This window comes from Novipirellula galeiformis (genome assembly GCF_007860095.1).
Taxonomy (GTDB): Bacteria; Planctomycetota; Planctomycetia; order Pirellulales; family Pirellulaceae; genus Novipirellula; species Novipirellula galeiformis.
Genome location: NZ_SJPT01000005.1, coordinates 100,609 through 119,844 on the forward strand (window position 1 = coordinate 100,609; position 19,236 = coordinate 119,844).

15 protein-coding genes are annotated in these 19,236 nt (G+C 56.3%); 6 read left to right on the forward strand and 9 right to left on the reverse strand.

What is annotated here, in order from left to right; all coding sequences use genetic code 11:
• Positions 1 to 61: 61 nt before the first annotated feature.
• Together Pla52o_RS14315 and Pla52o_RS14320 are read right to left on the reverse strand one after the other, a co-directional pair.
• The gene (locus Pla52o_RS14315; protein WP_146595316.1) at positions 62 to 1,864 is read right to left on the reverse strand and encodes an AAA family ATPase; all 1,803 of its coding nucleotides are present in this window, start codon (positions 1,862 to 1,864) and stop codon (positions 62 to 64) included.
• Positions 1,865 to 2,273: 409 nt separating this feature from the next.
• Positions 2,274 to 3,299, reverse strand: coding sequence for a glutamine synthetase beta-grasp domain-containing protein (locus tag Pla52o_RS14320; RefSeq protein WP_146595317.1), 1,026 nt, complete (start codon positions 3,297 to 3,299; stop codon positions 2,274 to 2,276).
• Positions 3,300 to 4,012: 713 nt separating this feature from the next.
• Between Pla52o_RS14320 and Pla52o_RS26925 the strand changes: the two genes are divergently transcribed.
• The 4 genes from Pla52o_RS26925 to Pla52o_RS14340 all read left to right on the forward strand — a co-directional run bounded on the left by Pla52o_RS26925 (position 4,013) and on the right by Pla52o_RS14340 (position 7,681).
• Positions 4,013 to 4,630 carry a hypothetical protein gene (locus Pla52o_RS26925; RefSeq protein ID WP_197169247.1) on the forward strand — a complete coding sequence of 206 codons (618 nt, stop codon included), beginning with the start codon at positions 4,013 to 4,015 and terminating at the stop codon, positions 4,628 to 4,630.
• Between the two features lie 117 nt (positions 4,631 to 4,747).
• Positions 4,748 to 5,179 (forward strand): peptidylprolyl isomerase, encoded by a 432-nt coding sequence (locus tag Pla52o_RS14330; protein WP_146595319.1) that lies wholly within the window; start codon positions 4,748 to 4,750, stop codon positions 5,177 to 5,179.
• A gap of 13 nt (positions 5,180 to 5,192) precedes the next feature.
• Positions 5,193 to 6,281, forward strand: a complete 1,089-nt coding sequence (locus tag Pla52o_RS14335; RefSeq protein ID WP_146595320.1) for a hypothetical protein — start codon at positions 5,193 to 5,195, stop codon at positions 6,279 to 6,281.
• A 17-nt stretch (positions 6,282 to 6,298) separates the two neighbouring features.
• Positions 6,299 to 7,681 (forward strand): MBOAT family O-acyltransferase, encoded by a 1,383-nt coding sequence (locus Pla52o_RS14340; RefSeq protein WP_146595321.1) that lies wholly within the window; start codon positions 6,299 to 6,301, stop codon positions 7,679 to 7,681.
• 90 nt (positions 7,682 to 7,771) lie between these two features.
• Here the strand turns inward: Pla52o_RS14340 and hrpB are convergent, their stop codons facing one another.
• The 3 genes from hrpB to Pla52o_RS14355 form a co-directional block, all read right to left on the reverse strand.
• Complete coding sequence (gene hrpB / locus Pla52o_RS14345) at positions 7,772 to 10,330, reverse strand: ATP-dependent helicase HrpB (RefSeq protein WP_146595322.1); 2,559 nt, start codon at positions 10,328 to 10,330, stop codon at positions 7,772 to 7,774.
• Positions 10,331 to 10,365: 35 nt separating this feature from the next.
• Positions 10,366 to 10,908 (reverse strand): DinB family protein, encoded by a 543-nt coding sequence (locus tag Pla52o_RS14350; protein WP_231612339.1) that lies wholly within the window; start codon positions 10,906 to 10,908, stop codon positions 10,366 to 10,368.
• A 102-nt stretch (positions 10,909 to 11,010) separates the two neighbouring features.
• A complete protein-coding gene (locus Pla52o_RS14355) occupies positions 11,011 to 11,841 on the reverse strand; it encodes a sugar phosphate isomerase/epimerase family protein (RefSeq protein ID WP_146595716.1) in 831 nt (276 codons plus the stop codon).
• A gap of 553 nt (positions 11,842 to 12,394) precedes the next feature.
• Here Pla52o_RS14355 and Pla52o_RS14360 point away from each other — a divergent pair.
• Positions 12,395 to 14,362, forward strand: coding sequence for a vWA domain-containing protein (locus Pla52o_RS14360; RefSeq protein WP_146595323.1), 1,968 nt, complete (start codon positions 12,395 to 12,397; stop codon positions 14,360 to 14,362).
• 389 nt (positions 14,363 to 14,751) lie between these two features.
• Here Pla52o_RS14360 and trkA read toward each other — a convergent pair whose 3' ends face one another.
• From trkA to Pla52o_RS14375, 3 genes are all read right to left on the reverse strand, one after another.
• Entirely contained in the window at positions 14,752 to 16,104 is a 1,353-nt protein-coding gene (gene trkA / locus Pla52o_RS14365) for a Trk system potassium transporter TrkA (RefSeq protein WP_146595324.1), read from the reverse strand.
• On the reverse strand, positions 16,104 to 16,295 hold the full coding sequence (locus Pla52o_RS14370) for a hypothetical protein (RefSeq protein WP_146595325.1): 192 nt from the start codon (positions 16,293 to 16,295) through the stop codon (positions 16,104 to 16,106). Before Pla52o_RS14370 ends, trkA begins: the two co-directional genes overlap by 1 nt.
• Before the next feature lie 84 nt (positions 16,296 to 16,379).
• Positions 16,380 to 16,976, reverse strand: coding sequence for a DUF6677 family protein (locus tag Pla52o_RS14375; protein WP_231612340.1), 597 nt, complete (start codon positions 16,974 to 16,976; stop codon positions 16,380 to 16,382).
• A 292-nt stretch (positions 16,977 to 17,268) separates the two neighbouring features.
• Between Pla52o_RS14375 and Pla52o_RS14380 the strand changes: the two genes are divergently transcribed.
• Positions 17,269 to 17,886: a hypothetical protein gene (locus tag Pla52o_RS14380; protein WP_146595326.1), complete on the forward strand. Its 618-nt coding sequence runs from the start codon at positions 17,269 to 17,271 to the stop codon at positions 17,884 to 17,886.
• A 535-nt stretch (positions 17,887 to 18,421) separates the two neighbouring features.
• On the opposite strand, the gene Pla52o_RS14385 is transcribed toward Pla52o_RS14380, so the two are convergent.
• Positions 18,422 to 18,601 carry a hypothetical protein gene (locus Pla52o_RS14385; protein ID WP_146595327.1) on the reverse strand — a complete coding sequence of 60 codons (180 nt, stop codon included), beginning with the start codon at positions 18,599 to 18,601 and terminating at the stop codon, positions 18,422 to 18,424.
• Between the last annotated feature and the right edge of the window lie 635 nt (positions 18,602 to 19,236).

The window sequence follows — 19,236 nt, forward strand, 5'->3', positions numbered from 1 at the left end:
CGGTGGGAACCGGCACGATATCTCTTCGCGACCAATAGACCGGGCGACTCACGCCGCACCGCTACTTAACGATCACGTCTTTGGCGCCTTCACCTTCGCTCGATGGGTCGCCAGCGGGCTTGGGCAACTCCAAGACGGGTTCGCCCCAATCGGCTTCGTACATCTCCTTACACGCTTCGCACTTGATCTCCGTTGCAAGCTGTTTGTCGTTAATGACGACCGCTTGGTCACAGTGCTTGCAATGCACTCGCACATTGCCTGGCTCGGCAACCAACGCGGCAAGATGCGTTTGCGTGACATCGGCAACCTCGATGTCTTCGGGCTCGAGCGTCGTCAGCAACTTGCGATCCACCTCGCTCATCGTCGCCAAACGGTTTGCCAAGCGCCGAACGCTTCGCTCGAAACTGTTGCGAGACGTGCGCCCATTTCCGAAGTGACGATCGCGATCAATGTACAGATACGTGAACCCGCGTAATAATCGCCGGCGTGATTCCGTGGGCAACGTGTACTTGGATTTCTTGGCGATCAATTCAAAGATCCGGCACAGCGCTTCGGGTGGATAATCATCGAAGTGCATCGTTGTTCCGACGCGTGAACTTAAGCCGGGATTGCTGCGAATCATCTTTCGCATCTCGACAGGATAACCCGCCAAGATGACGACCAAACGATCACGTTGATCCTCCATCCGCTTCAGCAACGTCTGCACCGCCTCGCGGCCATATTGGTCTTGCCCATCCTCGTCGATCAACGTGTAGGCTTCGTCGATGAACAGCACGCCATCTAGCGCCTCATCAATTTTCGCATTCGTCTTCGGCCCGGTTTGCCCCGCGTACTCCGCGACCAATCCGCTTCGATCGGTTTCGACGAGGTGTCCCTTTTCCAATATCCCCAGCGACCCGTAGATATCGGCGATGATCCGCGCCACCGTTGTTTTGCCGGTTCCTGGATTGCCAACGAAGGCCATGTGCAAACTGGGCCGCGTCATTGGCAGCCCTTCTTTTTCTCGCTGGGCCTCCATCTTTAGAAAATTCGTCAGCGTTTGAATCTGGTCCTTGATCGCATCGAGCCCGATCAGCTGATCGAGCTTGGCTCGCGCCTCGGCCAACCGCTGTTCCGGAGTTCGCTCGTCCTCCGGTTCCGCCGGCTTTGGGACGGACGTCGCTTCCGACTTCGGCTTGGGGGGCGGACCGCCGGGGCCCACAGTAGGCGTAGGCTGCTCCGCTGCGGTCACACTCGCACCGTCTCGCAATCTTGCTGCTTCTTCACGAAGCCATTTCAGAGCATCGCGAGCGTTGTCGGTGTCCACTTGACGGTTCCGCTCCTCGGGCTCGGTTTCACCGACAACCTCTTTCATCTGTGCCCGCATTGCGGCCAAGTTTGCGTTGTCCGACTCGCTCGTTTCTCCGTCCACCGAAACGAGCAAGTTTGCCATTCGCATCACCAGCGTCTCAAGCTCACCCCAGCGATCACGCAGCGGTGCCAATTCGGCGAAGGGGCGAACGAGATCGCGCCATTGGAAGTCCGCCGAAGCGGAAATCAGCCAATCAACCGCTTCATGCAATTGGTGGCCCATCACCGATTTGCCCCACAGATGCTCAAGCAGAACGCGGCCGAGTTGACGCTGCTCGATCGTGCGACTGCTGGCCGTGGGCACCACGGCGGCAAAGACTTTCATCAGCAACCCTTGATGCAAGTCATCCATCTGCTGGGCGATCGCCGCCGCGTCCGCATCTTCGCCATCGAGCCACGCATAGGAACCGCGAACCCGTTGGCCGCTTTCGACATACAAAGCCTTCGTTTCCTTGATCGCTTCGCGATAGAGACGAATGGATTCGATAACCTGGTCATCTGAAAGTCGTGACATAGATCTAGTCGCAGCAAAAGAGAGTGTCGTCCGAATGCTCGTCATCTTAGCGGAATCGATGCAGCGATGCAGACAGGTAAACTGCGCCGAAAACAGAGCAGCAAACGACAATTACCTTTTAGCGGAGCAGCGCTAGATAAAAGCGGGGTCCGGTTGGAAAAATGCAGTTCCTGCGAAAGGCGTGATTGCATTGCCAGTGATACGCAGGCCCACTCATTCTAAACAGCGACCTCCGGCTATTGTCTAAAACCGCTTCGCGGTGACCACATGACTTGACCCGAAGGAGCTGCTCGACGGCGACCGGTTGTAGGCGGAGCGGCTCGAGCAAAAGGCCACTTTGCACACGAAAAAAGCCCGCCTGCAAATCATTGCGGGCGGGCTTTCGATTTTTTATATCAACTCAGGCGAGTTACGCGCCGACGGGCAACTTGGCGCTCTTGACCGTCGTGATGATCGCACTGGCGACCATGTAAGGGTCAGCGTTGGAAGCGGGGCGACGATCTTCGAGGTAGCCCTTCCAGCCGTTTTGGACGGTGACGATTGGAATCCGAATCGAAGCGCCACGATCCGAAACGCCGTAGCTGAACTTGTCGATCGATTGGGTTTCGTGAAGCCCGGTCAACCGTTGGTCGTTGTCAGCACCGTAGACGTCGATGTGGTTTTTGATCCGTGGCTCAAACGCTTGGCAAATGGCGTCATAAACTTCCTTGCTGCCGCAAGTGCGCAATAGCGTGTTGCTGAAGTTGGCGTGCATGCCGCTGCCGTTCCAGTCGCCTTGAACGGGTTTGCAGTGCCAATTGATGCTCATGTCGAACTTCTCAGCAGTCCGCTCGAGCAAGTAGCGAGCCATCCAAATCTGGTCGCCCGCGAGTGCGGCGCCTTTTGCAAAGATTTGGAACTCCCACTGGCCCATCATCACTTCGGCGTTAATGCCTTCGACATTCAAACCGGCCGCCAAGCACAACTCGAGGTGCTCTTCGACGATTTCACGTCCGACTGCTTTGCCGTGACCAACGCTACAGTAGTAAGGACCTTGAGGACCGGGGAAACCTTCGACGGGGAAACCAACGGGCTTCTGCGTATCGGGATTCCAGATCGTGTATTCCTGCTCGAACCCGAACCAGAAATCGTCGTCATTGTCGTTGATCGTGGCGCGACCGTTGGTGCGGTGCGGGTTGCCTTCGTGATCAAGCACTTCGCACATGACCAAGAATCCAGTGCCAAGACGATCTGGATCGGGACAGACGTAAACGGGCTTCAGCAAACAATCGCTGCTGCCACCGGGCGCCTGTTCGGTGGACGAGCCATCGAACGACCACTGTTCAGCGTCTTCGACCTTGCCACTGAAGTCCTTCACGATTTTCGTCTTGCTACGCAGACTCTGGGTGGGTTGGTAGCCATCGAGCCAGATGTACTCTAACTTGCATTTGGTCATAAAATCGATTCCCTTATGAATCATCCGTACGAGTGAGTTTAGAGCCTCCGAATGGGCACGGTCGCCCTTCGCGGCTCAATAAAGTCCAAGCGGTTCTACCTACCACACCCCAGCTTCCGAATCACGAGTCGATCCTGCTCGCAATCAGAACTGCGTCCCAACATCCATTGCTGTCGACCACTCGCTGTCGATGACTTCGAGTGTCGAACTCAATGCTGGTCCAGACAGGACTTAGGATATCTGAAATTTTACATAACGAAAGCGTAGATACGGTAGGGGATTCTTGCTCATTGCCAATGGGAATCTGAAATCCGCTGGAGGGCCATTTTGTGGAGTTACAGCCCACACGAGGGATTGGCTCCGCAACGATTCCACGGTTTTTATTGCCCATGGACCTGCTTGATTGCCTCTGCCAACCCACTTCACCGTGGGGGGGAGGTGGTTGAAGGATGACGTTATTTTCAGACGCGAAGGTGAGATGGCTGCGATACCACGCCTCCTTTTTTTTTCCAACTGCGGTCCTCTCCGACGGACAATTGGGGATCGACCGGGGACCAAGTTAGGATCGTTGTCGACTATGCCGCAGGGCCGATTCCCGTTCTAATGTAACGCGAACCAAGACGTCATCGACGCTGGTTTATCGCAAGGGTTGGCTACGTTTGGATGCCCATGCGATTGCTACCAAGTCGTCCCTTGTTATTGAAGTTCACGTCATGTCGATGCCCCCCAATAATCCATTTGAACCCAATCCCAACAGTCGATTTGCGACGCAAGGATCCCCGCCACCGAAAAGCAATGTTTGGAAGTGGGTACTTGGAATCCTGGGCATCATTGGGCTGTTGGGCGCGGTCGTTTGCTGTGGCGGCGGATATGCGATGTACCGCATGGGCAAGGGGATGATCGCCGATCAGGTCAAGCAAGAATTGGGGGCGAATGAGGTCATCCAAGAGCATCTCGGCGAGATCCAATCAGCAGACCTGAACTTCACCGCGACAACCGAAGTCGGGCAAGAAAAACCTGGCTCGTTGGTCTTCGATATCGTCGGCACCAAGGGAACCGGAGTGCTCGAAATCCAGCAAGATTCCAAGAATCCCGGTGAGGGACTTTCGATTCGATCAGCCGAGCTTGTGATGCCGGACGGCACGCGACACGAAGTCATTGCCGATCTGGATTCATTCGAAGACCAGATCGATACTGGAATGGAGATCGACCTGAGCGCCCCCGATGCAACCGCACCCGATGCAACCGCACCCGATGCAACCGCACCCGATGCAGCGGCACCCGATGCAGCGGCACCCGATGCAGCGGAGCCGGAAACACGGCTTGAGTAAACCTTGCCTACCGGCACCGCCTGGGGCAAAATTCCACTCGAAGTAGCCATCGGCCTTCATCTCGCATTTACGTTTCCCTTCCCCAAACCATTTTCCTTCTCAAACCAAGATTGATTCATGAAAGTTGCAACATTCGACACCAGCAAAGGCAAGATTCGCATCGAGCTTTTCGACGACAAAACCCCCAAGACCGTCGAGAACTTTGAAACGCTTTGCGAAAAGAAGTTTTACGATGGGCTCTCCTTCCATCGAGTGATTCCCGATTTCATGATTCAAGGTGGCTGTCCCCAAGGCACGGGAACCGGCGGACCGGGATATCAATTCGAAGACGAGTTCCATCCTGAATTGAAGCATGATGGACCAGGCGTCCTTTCGATGGCCAACGCAGGCCCGAACACCAACGGTTCGCAGTTCTTCATCACGCACCTTGCAACGCCTCATCTCGACGGCCGGCACAGCGTGTTTGGCAAAGTGATCGAAGGCCAAGACGTCGTAGATTCGATCAAGCAAGGCGACGAAATGACGACCGTGCGAGTCACTGAAGAGTAGTCCGCACGCAGGCATGAACTCCTTCAACGCAAACCGCATCGTTGCCAAATGGTTGCTTGGAGCACTGTTTGGCACGCTCGTGATCGCGTTGACCTCTCCGCTGTTTGTTCGCAGCTATCTGCCTAGCCACGTCGATCCCCTGCGCGGTGTCGTCGTTCCTCTTGCCGGGGATTTCTACCGATGGCGCAGTGAAGGCTATGCCACCACCGCCATCGGACCGCATGGCATGCCGGGGCGGGTCGATCTTCCCGAGGCCAAAGCAAACGGCGAATTTCGCATCGCCCTGTGGGGCGATTCACAGGCCGAAGGAGTCTGTGTTCCCGATGAACACAAACTGCACCGCCAAATCGAGCGGATCGCGGACGCCTCGCAGCGTGAGATCGTCGTACTGCCATTTGCCCGCAGCGGTGACGATGCCGCGGAATGGCTGCCCCAGATACCTCGCGTCGAAGGTGCGTTGGCAATTGACCTGCATCTAATTTTGGTTGCCGAGATAGGGGACCTCGAAATGGCGCAGCGCACCGCCACCGATCCGGTGGTCGATCCGCATTGGCAGGCAAACCACAATTTCATCTCCACCAACCTCCCGGCGTTTATACTCCATGCCGGTCGCCGGTTGTTACGTTTTCCGGATGATACGCCGCGAACGCTACGGTTTTCGATCGGCCCCATCGTCACGGATCACGCCGCGGTCCAAGGCAACGATCATAAAGCGATCCACGACACTCCTCTATCGCTCGCTGCAGAACCACCGCAAACCGATTGGTCATCGGTAATGCAAACGATTCGATCATCGACCGACCTTCCGATTTTGATTGTCTATGCACCTCGAGTCCAACGGACTCGCATTGCCCCCGTCGCCGTGGAAGGCACGGAACCGAATCCAGAGACGATTGCCGAAACCACGCAAGCGGCTCAATCCGCTGGAATTTCGATGCTAGACATTCGCCAGGCATTTTTAAAATCAGCATCCTTAAACCAATGGCCGCATGGATTTCACAACGGAATCATCATGCAAGGACATCTCAACGAAACGGGATATCAAATCATTGCTTCGGAGATTGCTAACCAACTCGATTCCTTTTCGTTCTCCCACCCTTAAGTTGCCGACAGATCGAGATGCTTTTCACGCAGCCTGAGTTCCTGATTTTCTTTCTAGGCGTGCTGGCTGCCGTTTGGATGACGGGACATCTCCCGCTGCGAAATGCAATATTGCTCTCTGCGAGTTATTACTTCTACGCCTATTGGGATGTTCGCTTCTGTTTGTTGCTTGTGTTTTCAACGCTGATTGATTTTTGCATTTCGCATGCGATGGATTCGAGTGTCAATGCAACATTTCGTCGCCGTTTACTGATACTAAGCATTATCGTGAACCTCGGCGTGCTGGGGTTCTTCAAGTACTTCAACTTCTTCATCGATTCGGCTGCTCCGATCATCGAGTCGCTGGGCGCTAGCGCGAGCACGCTGAACATCATCCTGCCGGTGGGCGTTTCGTTTTATACGTTTCAAACGCTTAGCTATACGATTGATGTTTATCGACGGGTGCTACGGCCTAGCAAAAGCCTGCTGGAGTTCGCGTTGTTCGTAGCCTTCTTCCCTCAACTGGTCGCCGGCCCCATCGTTCGCGCCCGAGAACTCTTGCCACAACTTGCCACCACTCCCACATGGTCGAATCGCCGGTTTTACGGTGGGTTTCAGCAACTGTTGCGAGGTGCCGTCAAGAAGGTGCTGATGGCCGATCGACTAGGTGAAATGGCGGATGTTGTGTTCGCCAATCCCGACTTCTACAGCAGCTCGACGACGTGGTTGGCTGTGTTTGCCTATGCGGGGCAAATCTATCTCGACTTCTCCGGCTACACCGACATGGCAATCGGTGCGGCGAAAATGCTCGGCTATCGTTTCCCCAAGAATTTCCGGCATCCGTACCTAGCCACCTCGATGGCTGATTTTTGGCATCGCTGGCACATGACGCTGTCACGCTGGCTTCGCGATTACCTCTACATTCCGCTCGGAGGAAGTCGCAAATCCTCTGCGGTGACCTACCGCAATTTGATGCTCACAATGACGCTCGGAGGACTTTGGCACGGCGCGGCATGGACCTTCGTATTGTGGGGCGTTTTGCACGGGACCGCACTGTGCGTGGAACGGAGTACCCGCGGTTTAATCCCTCTGCAACTGCCCAAGATCGTTCGCTGGACCGGCGTCATGATCGTGGTCCAAGTCGGCTGGGTCTTGTTCCGCTCTCCCGATTTGCAGGCCGCGGGAATCATGCTGCAAAAAATGATCGTCCCGTCGCTGGGGATCCATTGGTACCCACCGCTCGTGATCGGCGTACTGGGTTGTTTGGCTGCGGAGCATCTCGCATGGATGACCTCATTGCGGCGAGCCATGCGGCTACCTTGGGACGCATGGTATTCGCCCATCGCAACGACCGTAATCCTGTGGGCTCTACTACTCTATGCCCCCGCAGGCTTCCAACCCTTTGTCTACTTTCAATTTTAATCCGCAGCGTGGATAAGCGCCCACGACGCAAACCGAAACTCATGACAACGGCAACGGGCTCGGCACTTTCCCTGCAATCAAACGCAGGGTTCAATCTCGCGGCTTGAGCCCATTGTGCGTGGCCTTGGCGCTCAGCGGATCTTCGGGCCAATAGTGCTTGGGGTAGCGCTGACGCAACTCTTTGCGCACCACGGAATAAGTCGTTTTCCAAAAGCTGTTTAAGTCATCGGTGATTTGCTGCGGCCGACGATTCGGCCCCAGAAGATGCAGTTGCAAGGGAACCTTTCCACCCGCGATGCGAGGCGTGTCGGTCCAGCCAAATAATTCTTGCAACTTCACGTGCATCGCAGGCGGTTTACCCTCGACGTACTCGATCTTGATCGAATTACCGCTGGGGACCGTGATGCGTTGGGGAGCTTGGCGGTCGATTTGTTGCTGCTGGGGATAGTCGAACAAGCCCCTGAAGTGATCCAGCCAGGGGGAACGCTGCAGTTGCGCAAGCGAAGTGCATGATTGGCAAAGTTGGTGCAGCACGTTTTGAACCGCTGCGTCGTCCAGCTTGGGGATTTCCAGCTCAGGTACCCACGTATGTAAAAAGCGAACTCGTCTGAGCAGCGCGAGCGCGGATTCACCATGATCCCTCAAGAGCGTTTCCACGTCACCGCCCACCGCTTCGGCTAGCACCGCAGCCACCTCCGGACTCGGTTGGCACTCAATCGGAGATTCTTTGAGAAGCAAATCGCGAAAGTATTGGCGTCGTCGTGCGATGACGGCGCGTCGCGCGGTGTCATAGAACGGTTCATCGACCGTGCGGATCATCGACGCGTCCAACCATTCGAACTCAATCGGCGCCGCAACCCTCACGCTGGCCTCGCTACCGCGATCATCCACATCGACGCAAACAAAGAATTCGCACGGCGAAGCGGAATCGCTCGCGCGGGCGGCTCCAGCGAGTTGCACGCCTCGACCGCCTACCATCACCCCGCGATCGCTGTCGGCGGCACGCCGTCGTGCGACCCGGTCGGGATAGGCTGCGAGCAAACATTGCCGCACCGCCGTGCTGTCGATGTGGTTGCCTAACGCTGCCTTGGATTGCCCCATGATCCTTTGAATTTGGCTGGCGACCCGCTGGATCTGTTTCACAGCCCCCCGGTCGACATCGACTCTCGAATCACCCATCAGGTAACCATTCAATTTCTCGACTTGATCCAATAGACTCAGCGATGGACCTGACGAGCGAAATGGATTGCGTTCGCTCAGCAGCGCGGCAACCAGTGCGGCTTCGGGGACAATGTTCAAGTCATCCGCGGCAACCAAAAATCGAGCGATGCGAGGATGCAGCGGAAGTTTTAACATCCGGTCGCCCACCGGGGACAAGGCTCCACGCTGATCGATGGCACCTAGCGAGACCAAGAGTTGCTTGGCCTGATCCACGGTTTCCTCACTCGGAGGCGTGATCCAGGGAAAGTCCAATGCATCGCGTTCGCCCCATCCAGCCAACATCAATGCGGCCGTGCTAAAATCGGCCCTCTCGATCTCCGGCGAATCATGGAGTCGTCGAGATCGATGAGCGGCGAGTGGCCAAAGTCGAAAACAGACTCCCGCTTCGGTTCGCCCCGCGCGTCCCGCGCGCTGTTCCGCCGCTGCCTGGGAAATCGGCTCTAACCGCAGCACGGGAAGCCCCACCGCAGGATTGAAACGCATCACGCGTGCCAATCCGCTATCGATCACCGCCGTCACGCCCGGGATGGTGACGGAGGTTTCGGCAACATTGGTCGAGAGGATGATCTTGCGCTTGGACGACGGTGCCAACACCGCGTCTTGGGCCGCCGCAGCCATGTCGCCATACAGTTCATGAAGGACGTAGTCCGAGCCAATCGCGATCCCTTCGCTTTGAGCGGACTCGATCATCCGACGGGTGCGGCGGATTTCACCCACGCCCGGCAAAAAGATCAACACATGCCCGCGGGTTTGCCGCAGGGCTTCGGGCAGCGTCTCGATCACCTGGACATCGACGTGCTGTTTTGACAAATGAGGCGAATGGATGACCTCGACGGGATAAGCTCGACCTTCGCTTTGAATCGAAACGGCATCGCCGAGAAACTGGACGATCGGTTCGGTCGCCAAGGTGGCCGACATCACGATTAGTTTTAATTCAGGACGCAGCGTCGTGCGAATGCGATGCAACATCCCCAGCGCCGAATCGATTTCGAGACTGCGTTCATGGAACTCATCCAAAATCACGCAGCCCACGTTTTCAAGCAGCGGATCATCATTGAGTCGTCGCAACAACATGCCGGTCGTCATTGCGATCAGCTTGGATTGCGGTGAAGTGCAGCGATCAAAGCGAACGTGATAGCCGATCCGGCTGCCCAGCTTCGAGTGGTCCAGATGAGCCAGTCGGGCCGCAGCACTTCGCGCGGCCAACCGGCGAGGCTGAATCAAAAGAATCTCGCCGTCATTGACGATATTCCGCTGCAGCAGAGCAAGTGGAACCAGCGTCGTCTTGCCAGCGCCCGGAGGCGCCTTTAAGACCACAGGAATCGACTCGGCCGCAGCAGCAAGGATCGAATCCAAACATTCCGCGACCGGCAAGTCGAGGGCGCCCGCATCTCTTGAAACCGAGTCGCCGGAAACTGAATCGCTCACGTAGAGAAGCTCACCTGGATTGCGTCAGAGACGTGTTACGCCGGCCCTAAGCCCGCTGCTCTTCGCCATGCACTGATTTGGCCGACGTGGAGCGTAATGTGACCCCCGACGTAGAAGTTTAGCAACGAACCGACCGTGGGAAGTCGATCTCGCATCGCCTCATTCGCATTCGGCTCTAACAAGACAGCGTCGTCCGCAGTTTCCAGCGCTGCCAGCGCGGCTTCGTAGCCGGTATTAAACGCGTTCAAGACTTCGTCCATTGCGGGATAGATGTTGCCCTCGGGATCGTCAACACACTTCGCTGACTTGGAGAACGCTTTGACAAATTCATCGCTGGGCAGGTAGGCCGATGCATCGCCCCCCAACGCCTTGATCACTTCGGACGAATACAGACTCAAGTGCCCGAAGACAAACGCGGGATGGTTTGATTCAATCACCGTGTCGCCACACTTGGCAAATCGAGCGAATTGCTGAGGAGTGACGTCTTTGAGCATTCGTTGGGCGTTGGCAAGTCCAATCCGGCTGGACGCTGCGATCATGGGACCGATATTTGGCACGACGATAAATCCTTGTGTCATTCGAGTTTAAAATCCGTCAGATGGCATATCGTAGGTAGCGACGCGGAGGACCGTCTAGACACCTATGGGCATTTGACGTTCGCCGTCGCTAATGAAAATCAATTAGCCTTGGGCGATCGCATCCGCCACCACTCGCTTCGACTTCTCTAAACCTTCCCGAGCGACGTCCAACGCATCGCGTTTCCAGTATTCGGGATTGAACAATTCGAGCGAGAAGGTCCCTCGGAAACCGTGGTCGATCAATTGCCGAATCGTAGGTACGAGCGGACAGACCCCATCGCCGGGAAAGACGCGATCTTTGTCGCTAATCTCATCGCGTGATGGCTCCGCAGGATAATCGTTGATGTGAAAACAATGCATGCGAGACGCTTCGATCATGGCCAGCCCCGCAAAATCATTGCCCCCTTTATAGATGTGATAAAAGTCGGGCAACACGCATGCTTGGGGATGCTCGGCGGCGGTCGCGACATACGCCAACTCGGCGAGCTTATGGATCGCCGGAGAAAATCCCCACAATTCTAACTGGGGCGTGACCCCGGTTTCGTCGCCGACTTCGAGCAACGCTCGGTATCGCTCCGCGATCACATCCAACGGAGGTGGCGTGGTCCCTTTTTGGTGAGCGCCGACCGGGGGGGCGGCGATCCGAGTGCCGCCAATCGATTTGACCCAGCCCATGTCACGTCGGGCGACTTCGAGAGCTTGTTGGCGAGCGTCGGCATCGTCGTGGATCCATTGAGCGAAGCCGATCGCACTTTCGACCGTCAATCCTGCATCGGCGATCTGGTTTCGCAGCGCGGTCGTGTTGCCGCCTCGGTTGATAAATTTCTCAAGATCACCAATCCAGGGTTCGATCCCGTCGTAGCCTGCTTTCGCAGCGACATCGACCTGTTCTTCGATCGTCAGGTTTTGACCACGTAGGGTGCTCATGTTCAGGGTAAAACGCATCGGGAACTCCTGGCGGGTAGGAACCGGCTTGGCTGCGGTCGCGGTGCCGCTGGAAATTGCAGTGCCGCTAGAAATCGCAAGGCCGACGGCGGAAGTACTCAGAAGTCCAAAAAACTGGCGACGGTCTGTCATGAAAGCAAAGCTCGTGTGAAGGAGGGAATTCTTTTGACGGGGGGGGGGACCTCTTCGTTGCAGCGGCTCCGCTGCACACTCTCTCTCCCCCCTCAGCTGCATATTGCTATCGCAGTCAGAGTATGTTGAAAATCCATTTCTTCAACAACTCACCGGCTCGGGAACAACGGTCTTAACGTGCAGGCTAGCGGATCAAGGATAATCCACAATCACAGAAAGAGCGTCCAAAATGAGTTGCAGCTTCCTGAAAACTCTCGCACAATGAGAGTACGACTTTGCAGAACGGGTGTAACTCGTCTTGAGCCCACGTCAATCGACTCAGACACCCTCCGCGAGGATCCGCCGGGCACTCCGGTTCAACGCATGTGATACTTATCTTTTCGATCGCTGCATTTTCAACAACGGAAACATGGCTTCCGATTCATCCAAATCGAATTTGGATCCGCATCCTTGGGATGCCAGCCGTGCTGAGCGTTCGCCATTGAATCCAGGTTCCGATTCAAAACCCGCAATGGAAAATGGCCGGCAGGAACGGATTGATTCCGAGCGGGAATCGCTTGAGCTCGAGCTTTTCCGGGTACGCCGACAAGCCGACGCGGCTCGCTTGGATGCCAAGGCAGCCGAGATCGAATTGCAACTTCGCAACATGGACTGCCGAACCCAGGAATCGATTCCAAGCGTGACGCCAATCCATAACCGCACAGCGTCGCCGAGCCTTGCCTTGCCCAAGGTCGCGTCCAATCCCTTGCCACACGATCCTGGGCGAACGAATCCAGCGACACCGAATCCAGAACTGCGGGAAGCAAACCCCAACTCGCCTCGCAGCACCGAGAGGGATGCGACCGATCCCGAAGTGATTTGGTATTCGGGGCCTGACGTAGCGGCCCCGACACCGCACGCGGAGCACGCGGAAACCCAATCGAGATCGTTCCGTAGCTGGGAGGATGTCCGCCAGGCTTTCGACACCAATAGCATCAGTGTTGAACGTGTCGAATCAAACTCGATCGCCACGGAGCCCGTGGGGGTTGCCGCAGCCGAAACGACATTGCCATCGGACGATGTATCGACACAATCCAACACCACACCGCACCCCGTCACCCCTGAGGTGACAGAAGAGGAAGCGGGGGCGCCCGAACAGAAAACACCGACGAGCTTGCCGCGAGCCGGTCACACTCAACTCTCGACCGCCGCGCCCGATCTCGTCTCCGCAAAGAATCTCGACACGCAGGCCCTCGCCCTCAATGACCAAGTTGACGAACTCGATGTTGCGACGGTGCCGGAATCCTTCCCGCCAATTTCAGAGCCGCCATCTTTAGATCTCTCGTCTTTCAATTCGCCGTCGAGCGGTTCCGATCTGTCATTCCCGGAGATTTGTGCCGCAAAGACCGACGAAGCGTCGTTTCCGCAAAGCAAAGTCCTGGAGTTCGACGCGGACATTGCTTCGGATCAAGAGATATCGCCCGAGCACTCACGTCGAAAGCCCGCAGCATGGTTGGTCAGCGCGATCGCTCACGCTGTGATTCTCATTCTGTTAGCCGTCGTGACGCTGAAAACCCACACCCCCTCGGACCAAGTTGCCTTGTCCGCATCGTCAGCGTCGCAATCGGAAACCGTGATGGAAACTTTCACCATTGAGAACAGTGAGCTCGAAACCGAACCCACCGAAACGATAAGCGAAGCGGAAGTCCAGTACGACTTGAGTCCAGTGGGGGAAATTGCCGTTTCCGATTTGGCACCGCCCCCACCTCCTGCGATGGCAAGTCTCGCTGCGTCGATGTTGGACTCATCGAACGACGCGACGGCGGAGATGCTGACCAAGCCGAGTGACTCGGAAGCCAAAATCCAGTTTTGCGGAGTCGATGGCGGTGGGAATCATTTTGTCTATCTCGTTGATAGCAGCAAGAGCATGGGCGACGCCTTTCAATCCGCCAGAATCGAGTTACTCAAATCGATCAACGCGCTGCGGCCCGACCAACGGTTCTACGTGATCTTTTTTGATTCTGCGCCGGACTTCATGCGATTGAGCAACCCGCAGCAGGATGAAACGCGCAGCGCCTATGCCACGCCGCAGAACAAGGCAGCGCTGCAGCGTTGGGCGATGGGCATTCGCGCCGACCGCGGCAAAAACCCCAACGATTTACTGGAGTTTGTGCTGGGCTTGCGCGCCGACGCGATCTTCCTGCTCTCGGACGGCGAGTTTCCGCAGTCGACCGAGTTACTCTTACGAGAGAAGAACCAGCAACGCAATCTGTTCGGCTCCGGTGGATTGATCAGCAAGGTGCATACGATTGCGTATTACAGTCGCGCAGGGGAAAGTCGGATGAAGCGAATTGCCGAGCAGAACCAGGGGCAATATCGCTATATCGCGAAGCCCTAGAGCCTACCGCCCCCGCCCTAAGCCGACCGCGCTGGCCTCTAAACAAGTGAGGACTTTGCCGAAAAAGGACTCTGCGCCGGTGATTCACGCCGCACTGACACAAGCCGCACTGACATGCCCCCCATTTCGTTCGCACGGCTTCGCCTCCTGTTGATTCCAAATCGTTATCTCAATCCGAATCTTCTTTGGGTGGCTCCGGTCGGGCGTGGTTACACAGAAGGGATTAAGCTTAGGAGTTGCTTGTTTCAGCCCTAGAGCAGGTAGGCAGGAGTCTTTCGGTAGATTAGCCGTTTTGGCGTTAGCCACGGTTCAAGCGGTTCAACTGGTTCAAGCGGGGCTAACGCCAAAGCGGCTAATGAGATTTCCCCCAATCATTACTGAGTCCCTGCTTAGAGCGGTGCATTGAACAACTCAAGACTGTCCTCGGCGGAGGATTGGTCGATCAGCGCCACAACGATATCGCCCGGTTTCAATTGGTCGTCGGCGCGTGGCACCCGCACAAATCCATCTCGTTGGATCGCGGCGATCAAGCACCGTCCGGCGAGCGGAAGATCGGCGAGGGTTGCCAAGGTGACCTTGGTGCCTTCGACCACTTCGAGTTCGTAAACGCCGATTTCACCGCTGGGCAATCGACTCTGGCTGATAATCGCCCCCTCGTTTAAAAAGCCCAGGACTTGGCGAGCCAGAACGTCTCGCTCGCTGACCGCACAATCGATTCCGAGTTTGCCGACCACGTTTGCATAATCGGGGCGACCAACGACACACATCACACGCGAAGCGCCCAATTCGCGGGCTTCGACACCGGCCATGATGTTGCTCTCGTCATTGCCGGTACAGGCGACGAAGAAGTCAACGGTTCCGGCCCCTTCATCCTCTAAAATGCTGCGGCGATTGGCATTGGCATTAATGACCGTGACGTTCGGTAATGTTTTCGAGAGGTGATCACAACGGTCCAAGTTGCGTTCGAGCAGCACGATTCGATAGTCATGCGAGCTTAACGATCCAGCCAAGTGATATCCCGTTTCCCCTCCGCCGGCGATCATAATGCGTTTGCGCGACCGCCGGTCGTCTGCTTCGGCGCCGAAAATCCCTCGCGCCTTCGCCACAGCATCGGGCATCCCGACCAAACTGACGCGATCACCAGACCTCAGCTCATCTTCGCCACTGGCAATCCACATTCGGCCTTCGCGTGCGATCGAGCCCACCCGCACATTGCCAGGGATTTTCAAGTCTCGCAAACGGGCGCCCGCCGCGCTGGCATTGTTCGTAATTGGCATCTCGTAGACTTCCAATTGTCCACGGGCAAAATGCTCTAGCGGAATCGCATCGGGATTGCGAATCGCGCGAGTCAACTCCGACGCGGTCAGCTGTTCCAAGCTGAGAATGCTGTCGATATTAAAATGACGTTGATAGTCAAACGTGCTGAGGTCCCCAAACGCAGGGGCGTATACACGAGCAATGCTGCGGCGTGCACCGAGGGCTTTTGCCATGCTCGCGGCAACAATGTTGACCTCGTCGTCGCCGGTCACGGCGAGCACGATGTCGGCGCTACATACGTCGGCTTGGAACAACACGGTGCTCTGAGACGCGTTGCCTTGAATCGCGCGCACGTCCAATTCGCTGTTGATGCGGCGAACATTTTCAGGATCGTTGTCGACCACGGTCACGCTATGACGACGCCGACAAAGAATGTCGGCGATCCAACGTCCTACCGTTCCGGCCCCCAGAGTGAGAACACGCACTAGATCATCCAATTCACGATGCACAGCACAACAAAAATGAACGCCATGAATCCACAGATCCAACGTCCTGTTCCCAACGCATGCTTCATGATCATTGTAGGGTCTTCGTGGCGGGTCGCACCAAAAACCAACGAGATCGAAATCAACAGCGGGACAAAGTACAGCAAATAAGTAGGGGAAATGGAAAGCATCGTCAGCCGCATCGAGTTCAAGGGGGATTGGGAGGGAAGGTTCGTGACGAGTCGTTCGCGTGCACGAAACGGTCCGAGGGGGAGCTAGTGGTCCGGAGCCACCTCCGCCTCGGTTTGCTCATCGTCTCGATCTTTCTTTCGCCCGCTAATGGGCACGCAAAGGGGTCCCCCGAAGGCATCGTAGATCACCAAAATATTAAGTAGCCCGGCGATCACGGTGTACCATGTTCCCACCTCATACCCCGCGCCATGACGTGCAAACCAGGCTGAAACATCGTCCGCATTGCTTTCAAACACTGGACGACGCGGGGGCGCCATAAAGCCGCTCCACAAAGGCTCGTAGCTCTGCAGCGTCCGCCCATCCTTGGTATTCAAACGCATGCGATTGCCTTGGACGAGCGCGGGAAGGGCGGCAGCGCCGACACCGGCTTGCAAAAAGTAATGCCAACGCTTGTCACCCGGTTGCCAAGAGGCGTAGACCACATGCCCTCCACCGAGCGCGAAGCCCAGCATCCAGGTGGAAAGAATACAGACGAAAAACAGCGCCGCCTTGGTCGTTCTGCCTTGGTAATAATGCCCTGCACCGGGCAGCAACCACGCCAAGAAGGCGGCCAGCGGACGATTGCGAAGGTCCACACGTTTTCCATCGACCGCAATCACGTTGTCTTCGTTGGAGGGCATGATCTTTGTTTGCTTTCAATATTTCGTAGGCGAGTTTGTCTCGATCAAGCGGACTCTCGATCAAGCCGACATTGTGCGGAAAAGCGATCGCGAGCGGTAGCCGAATCTGAATCCCCGCCCGTTGCGACTCCCCCGGGCGGCGTTTGACCTGTCGGTATTCTCCCCGGCGGCGTTTGCCATCGGCGGCGCTTGCCATCGGCATCACATCGGATCTACCTTGACGCCCCTTGGCTGGTTTTCTATCTAACCCGATTCCGTTGCCTGATCATCCTTCATTTTGATGGCCTTCGCTATGACCCGAATTTTGTCGAACACCTCGTTATTTGCCTTTCTGTTGATCGCCACCCTCGGCTGCGGCTCTGGTTCGGATGTCGCAGAACAGGCTTCCTCGGAACCCGCAGCATCGTCGACAGCACCACCGGCGGCAGCAAAATCGTCGCCAACCGACGTTGTCAGCCAATTCCTCGATCAAGTTCGCCGTGGTGGCGAGGACTCGGGGGCAGGCGATTTATTGACCGAGCGTGCCCAAGCGGAACTCAAGCGAATCGGCCGCAGCGTCCAACCGATCGGCTCTCCGGACGCTCGTTTTAACGTCACTCAGGCGCGCGAAGTGCCCGGGGAAGCAAATTCGATGCTAGTGCAAAGCATTTGGACCGAACCGGGTCCCGATGGCACCCAAAGTGATTTCGAAGTCGTTTGGGCCTTGCAACTCGAAGCCGCCGGATGGCGCATTTCGGGACTCGCGATGGAGATCGATCCCAGCCAGCCCCCAATTGTCATTGACTTCGAAAATGGCGATGAAATGGCCAAACTTTTGGCCGAAGGTGAGGAGCCTGCTGCGACCCCGCAAAGCGATGCCCAAACCCCTCCAACTGGCCCAAATGACCTCTCTCCTCAAGAAAACCAGTAAAATTTATCATTCTCATTTGTTCACTGCTGTGCCCGTATTGTGTCGAGGCCGCTGATCACCCGAGTGGAGGGAGCGGCAAAAAAACATTCCGCCCCCTTGGAACGCCAAAACAAGGCGATTTGGCCTGATTTCCCGATAAAAATCGCAATGGGGCGTGCTTCGGGAATCCCCGTCCCGTCTTGGTACGCGAAATGCGGTTGGGAGCGGGCCGAAAGGGGGAGCGAAAATTTCCTCCGTCGTGACGACCTAGATGGATTGACATCAATATTCCCCAGGTTATTGTAGCGGCGAAATTGCGCGAACCGCAAACTCAACCTAGCCACCCCATCTTGTTAGTGAGTTGGAGGGCCTGGAAGAAGGTTCGATGATCTTTCGGTAGTCGATAACGTTATCGGCGGTTGGGTCGACGCGATTGGGCCGTGGAATGACTGGCCTTACTAATTTGATGTGCGAATTCGGATCGCACCAAACTCCGAACACTTGGGAGATCTTTATGAATCGGACTGTGGTGAGCGGCATTGCCGCATTCGCACTGTTAATCGGTGCGGCAGTAGTAACAAGCGAAACCGCTGAAGCAGGACACCATGGCGGTGGACTGTTCGGCAAACTGCACGCGAAACAGTGCGGCGGTGGATGCGATCAACCATCCTGTGGTGGTGGTCTTGTACAAAAAAGCTGTGGCGGCGGATTGCTCGCACGCTTCAAAGCAAAGCATGCAGATCCTTGCTGTGCCCCTGAGCCAGTTTGCGCTCCTGTCTGCGAGCCAGTTCCCGTTTGTGCTCCAGCTCCAGTTTGCGAACCAGCTCCAGTTTGCTGCGCTCCAGAGCCAGTGTGCTGTGATGTTGCACCCACCTGTGCTCCTAAAAAGCGTTGCGGTTTGTTCAGCAAACTTCGCAATCGCAAAAACCGCTGCTGCGAACCAGCTCCTTGCTGCGAACCAGCTCCTGTAGCAGCACCTTGCTGTGGCAGCGAAGTTGTCGTCGAAGCTCCAGCAGCAGCACCTTGCTGCGGTGGCGAAGCGGTTGTCGTTGAAGGCGGACACGTTAACTCGGGACACGTCAGCTCGGAAGGTTACGACCTAGCTCCAGGCGAAACGCTCGTTCCTGGTAGCGTCGTTACCGAAGCGGCTCCTGCTCCTGAAGCAACTCCCGCTCCTGCTCCAGAAGCAGCCCCTGCACCAGCACCTGCACCAGCTGCAAGCAGCAGCGATGCTCCTCCAGCACCTAAAGCAGACGCTAACACCGACATCTAGTCGTGTTGGTTTAACGTAACCTCACGTTAAACCTCGTTCATGCAATCGAAACCTCACCGATCTTGTTGGATCGGTGAGGTTTTTTCATGCCCGTGCGA

What these genes read in the sequence shown, in the direction of transcription:
- Pla52o_RS14315 (WP_146595316.1), bottom strand. Translation starts at nt 1,864, where the DNA reads ATGTCACGACTTTCAGATGACCAGGTTATCGAATCCATTCGTCTCTAT.
- Pla52o_RS14320 (WP_146595317.1), bottom strand. Translation starts at nt 3,299, where the DNA reads ATGACCAAATGCAAGTTAGAGTACATCTGGCTCGATGGCTACCAACCC.
- Pla52o_RS26925 (WP_197169247.1), top strand. Translation starts at nt 4,013, where the DNA reads ATGTCGATGCCCCCCAATAATCCATTTGAACCCAATCCCAACAGTCGA.
- Pla52o_RS14330 (WP_146595319.1), top strand. Translation starts at nt 4,748, where the DNA reads ATGAAAGTTGCAACATTCGACACCAGCAAAGGCAAGATTCGCATCGAG.
- Pla52o_RS14335 (WP_146595320.1), top strand. Translation starts at nt 5,193, where the DNA reads ATGAACTCCTTCAACGCAAACCGCATCGTTGCCAAATGGTTGCTTGGA.
- Pla52o_RS14340 (WP_146595321.1), top strand. Translation starts at nt 6,299, where the DNA reads ATGCTTTTCACGCAGCCTGAGTTCCTGATTTTCTTTCTAGGCGTGCTG.
- Pla52o_RS14350 (WP_231612339.1), bottom strand. Translation starts at nt 10,908, where the DNA reads ATGACACAAGGATTTATCGTCGTGCCAAATATCGGTCCCATGATCGCA.
- Pla52o_RS14360 (WP_146595323.1), top strand. Translation starts at nt 12,395, where the DNA reads ATGGCTTCCGATTCATCCAAATCGAATTTGGATCCGCATCCTTGGGAT.
- Pla52o_RS14370 (WP_146595325.1), bottom strand. Translation starts at nt 16,295, where the DNA reads ATGCTTTCCATTTCCCCTACTTATTTGCTGTACTTTGTCCCGCTGTTG.
- Pla52o_RS14375 (WP_231612340.1), bottom strand. Translation starts at nt 16,976, where the DNA reads ATGCCCTCCAACGAAGACAACGTGATTGCGGTCGATGGAAAACGTGTG.
- Pla52o_RS14380 (WP_146595326.1), top strand. Translation starts at nt 17,269, where the DNA reads ATGACCCGAATTTTGTCGAACACCTCGTTATTTGCCTTTCTGTTGATC.
- Pla52o_RS14385 (WP_146595327.1), bottom strand. Translation starts at nt 18,601, where the DNA reads ATGCTTTGCTTTGAAGCGTGCGAGCAATCCGCCGCCACAGCTTTTTTG.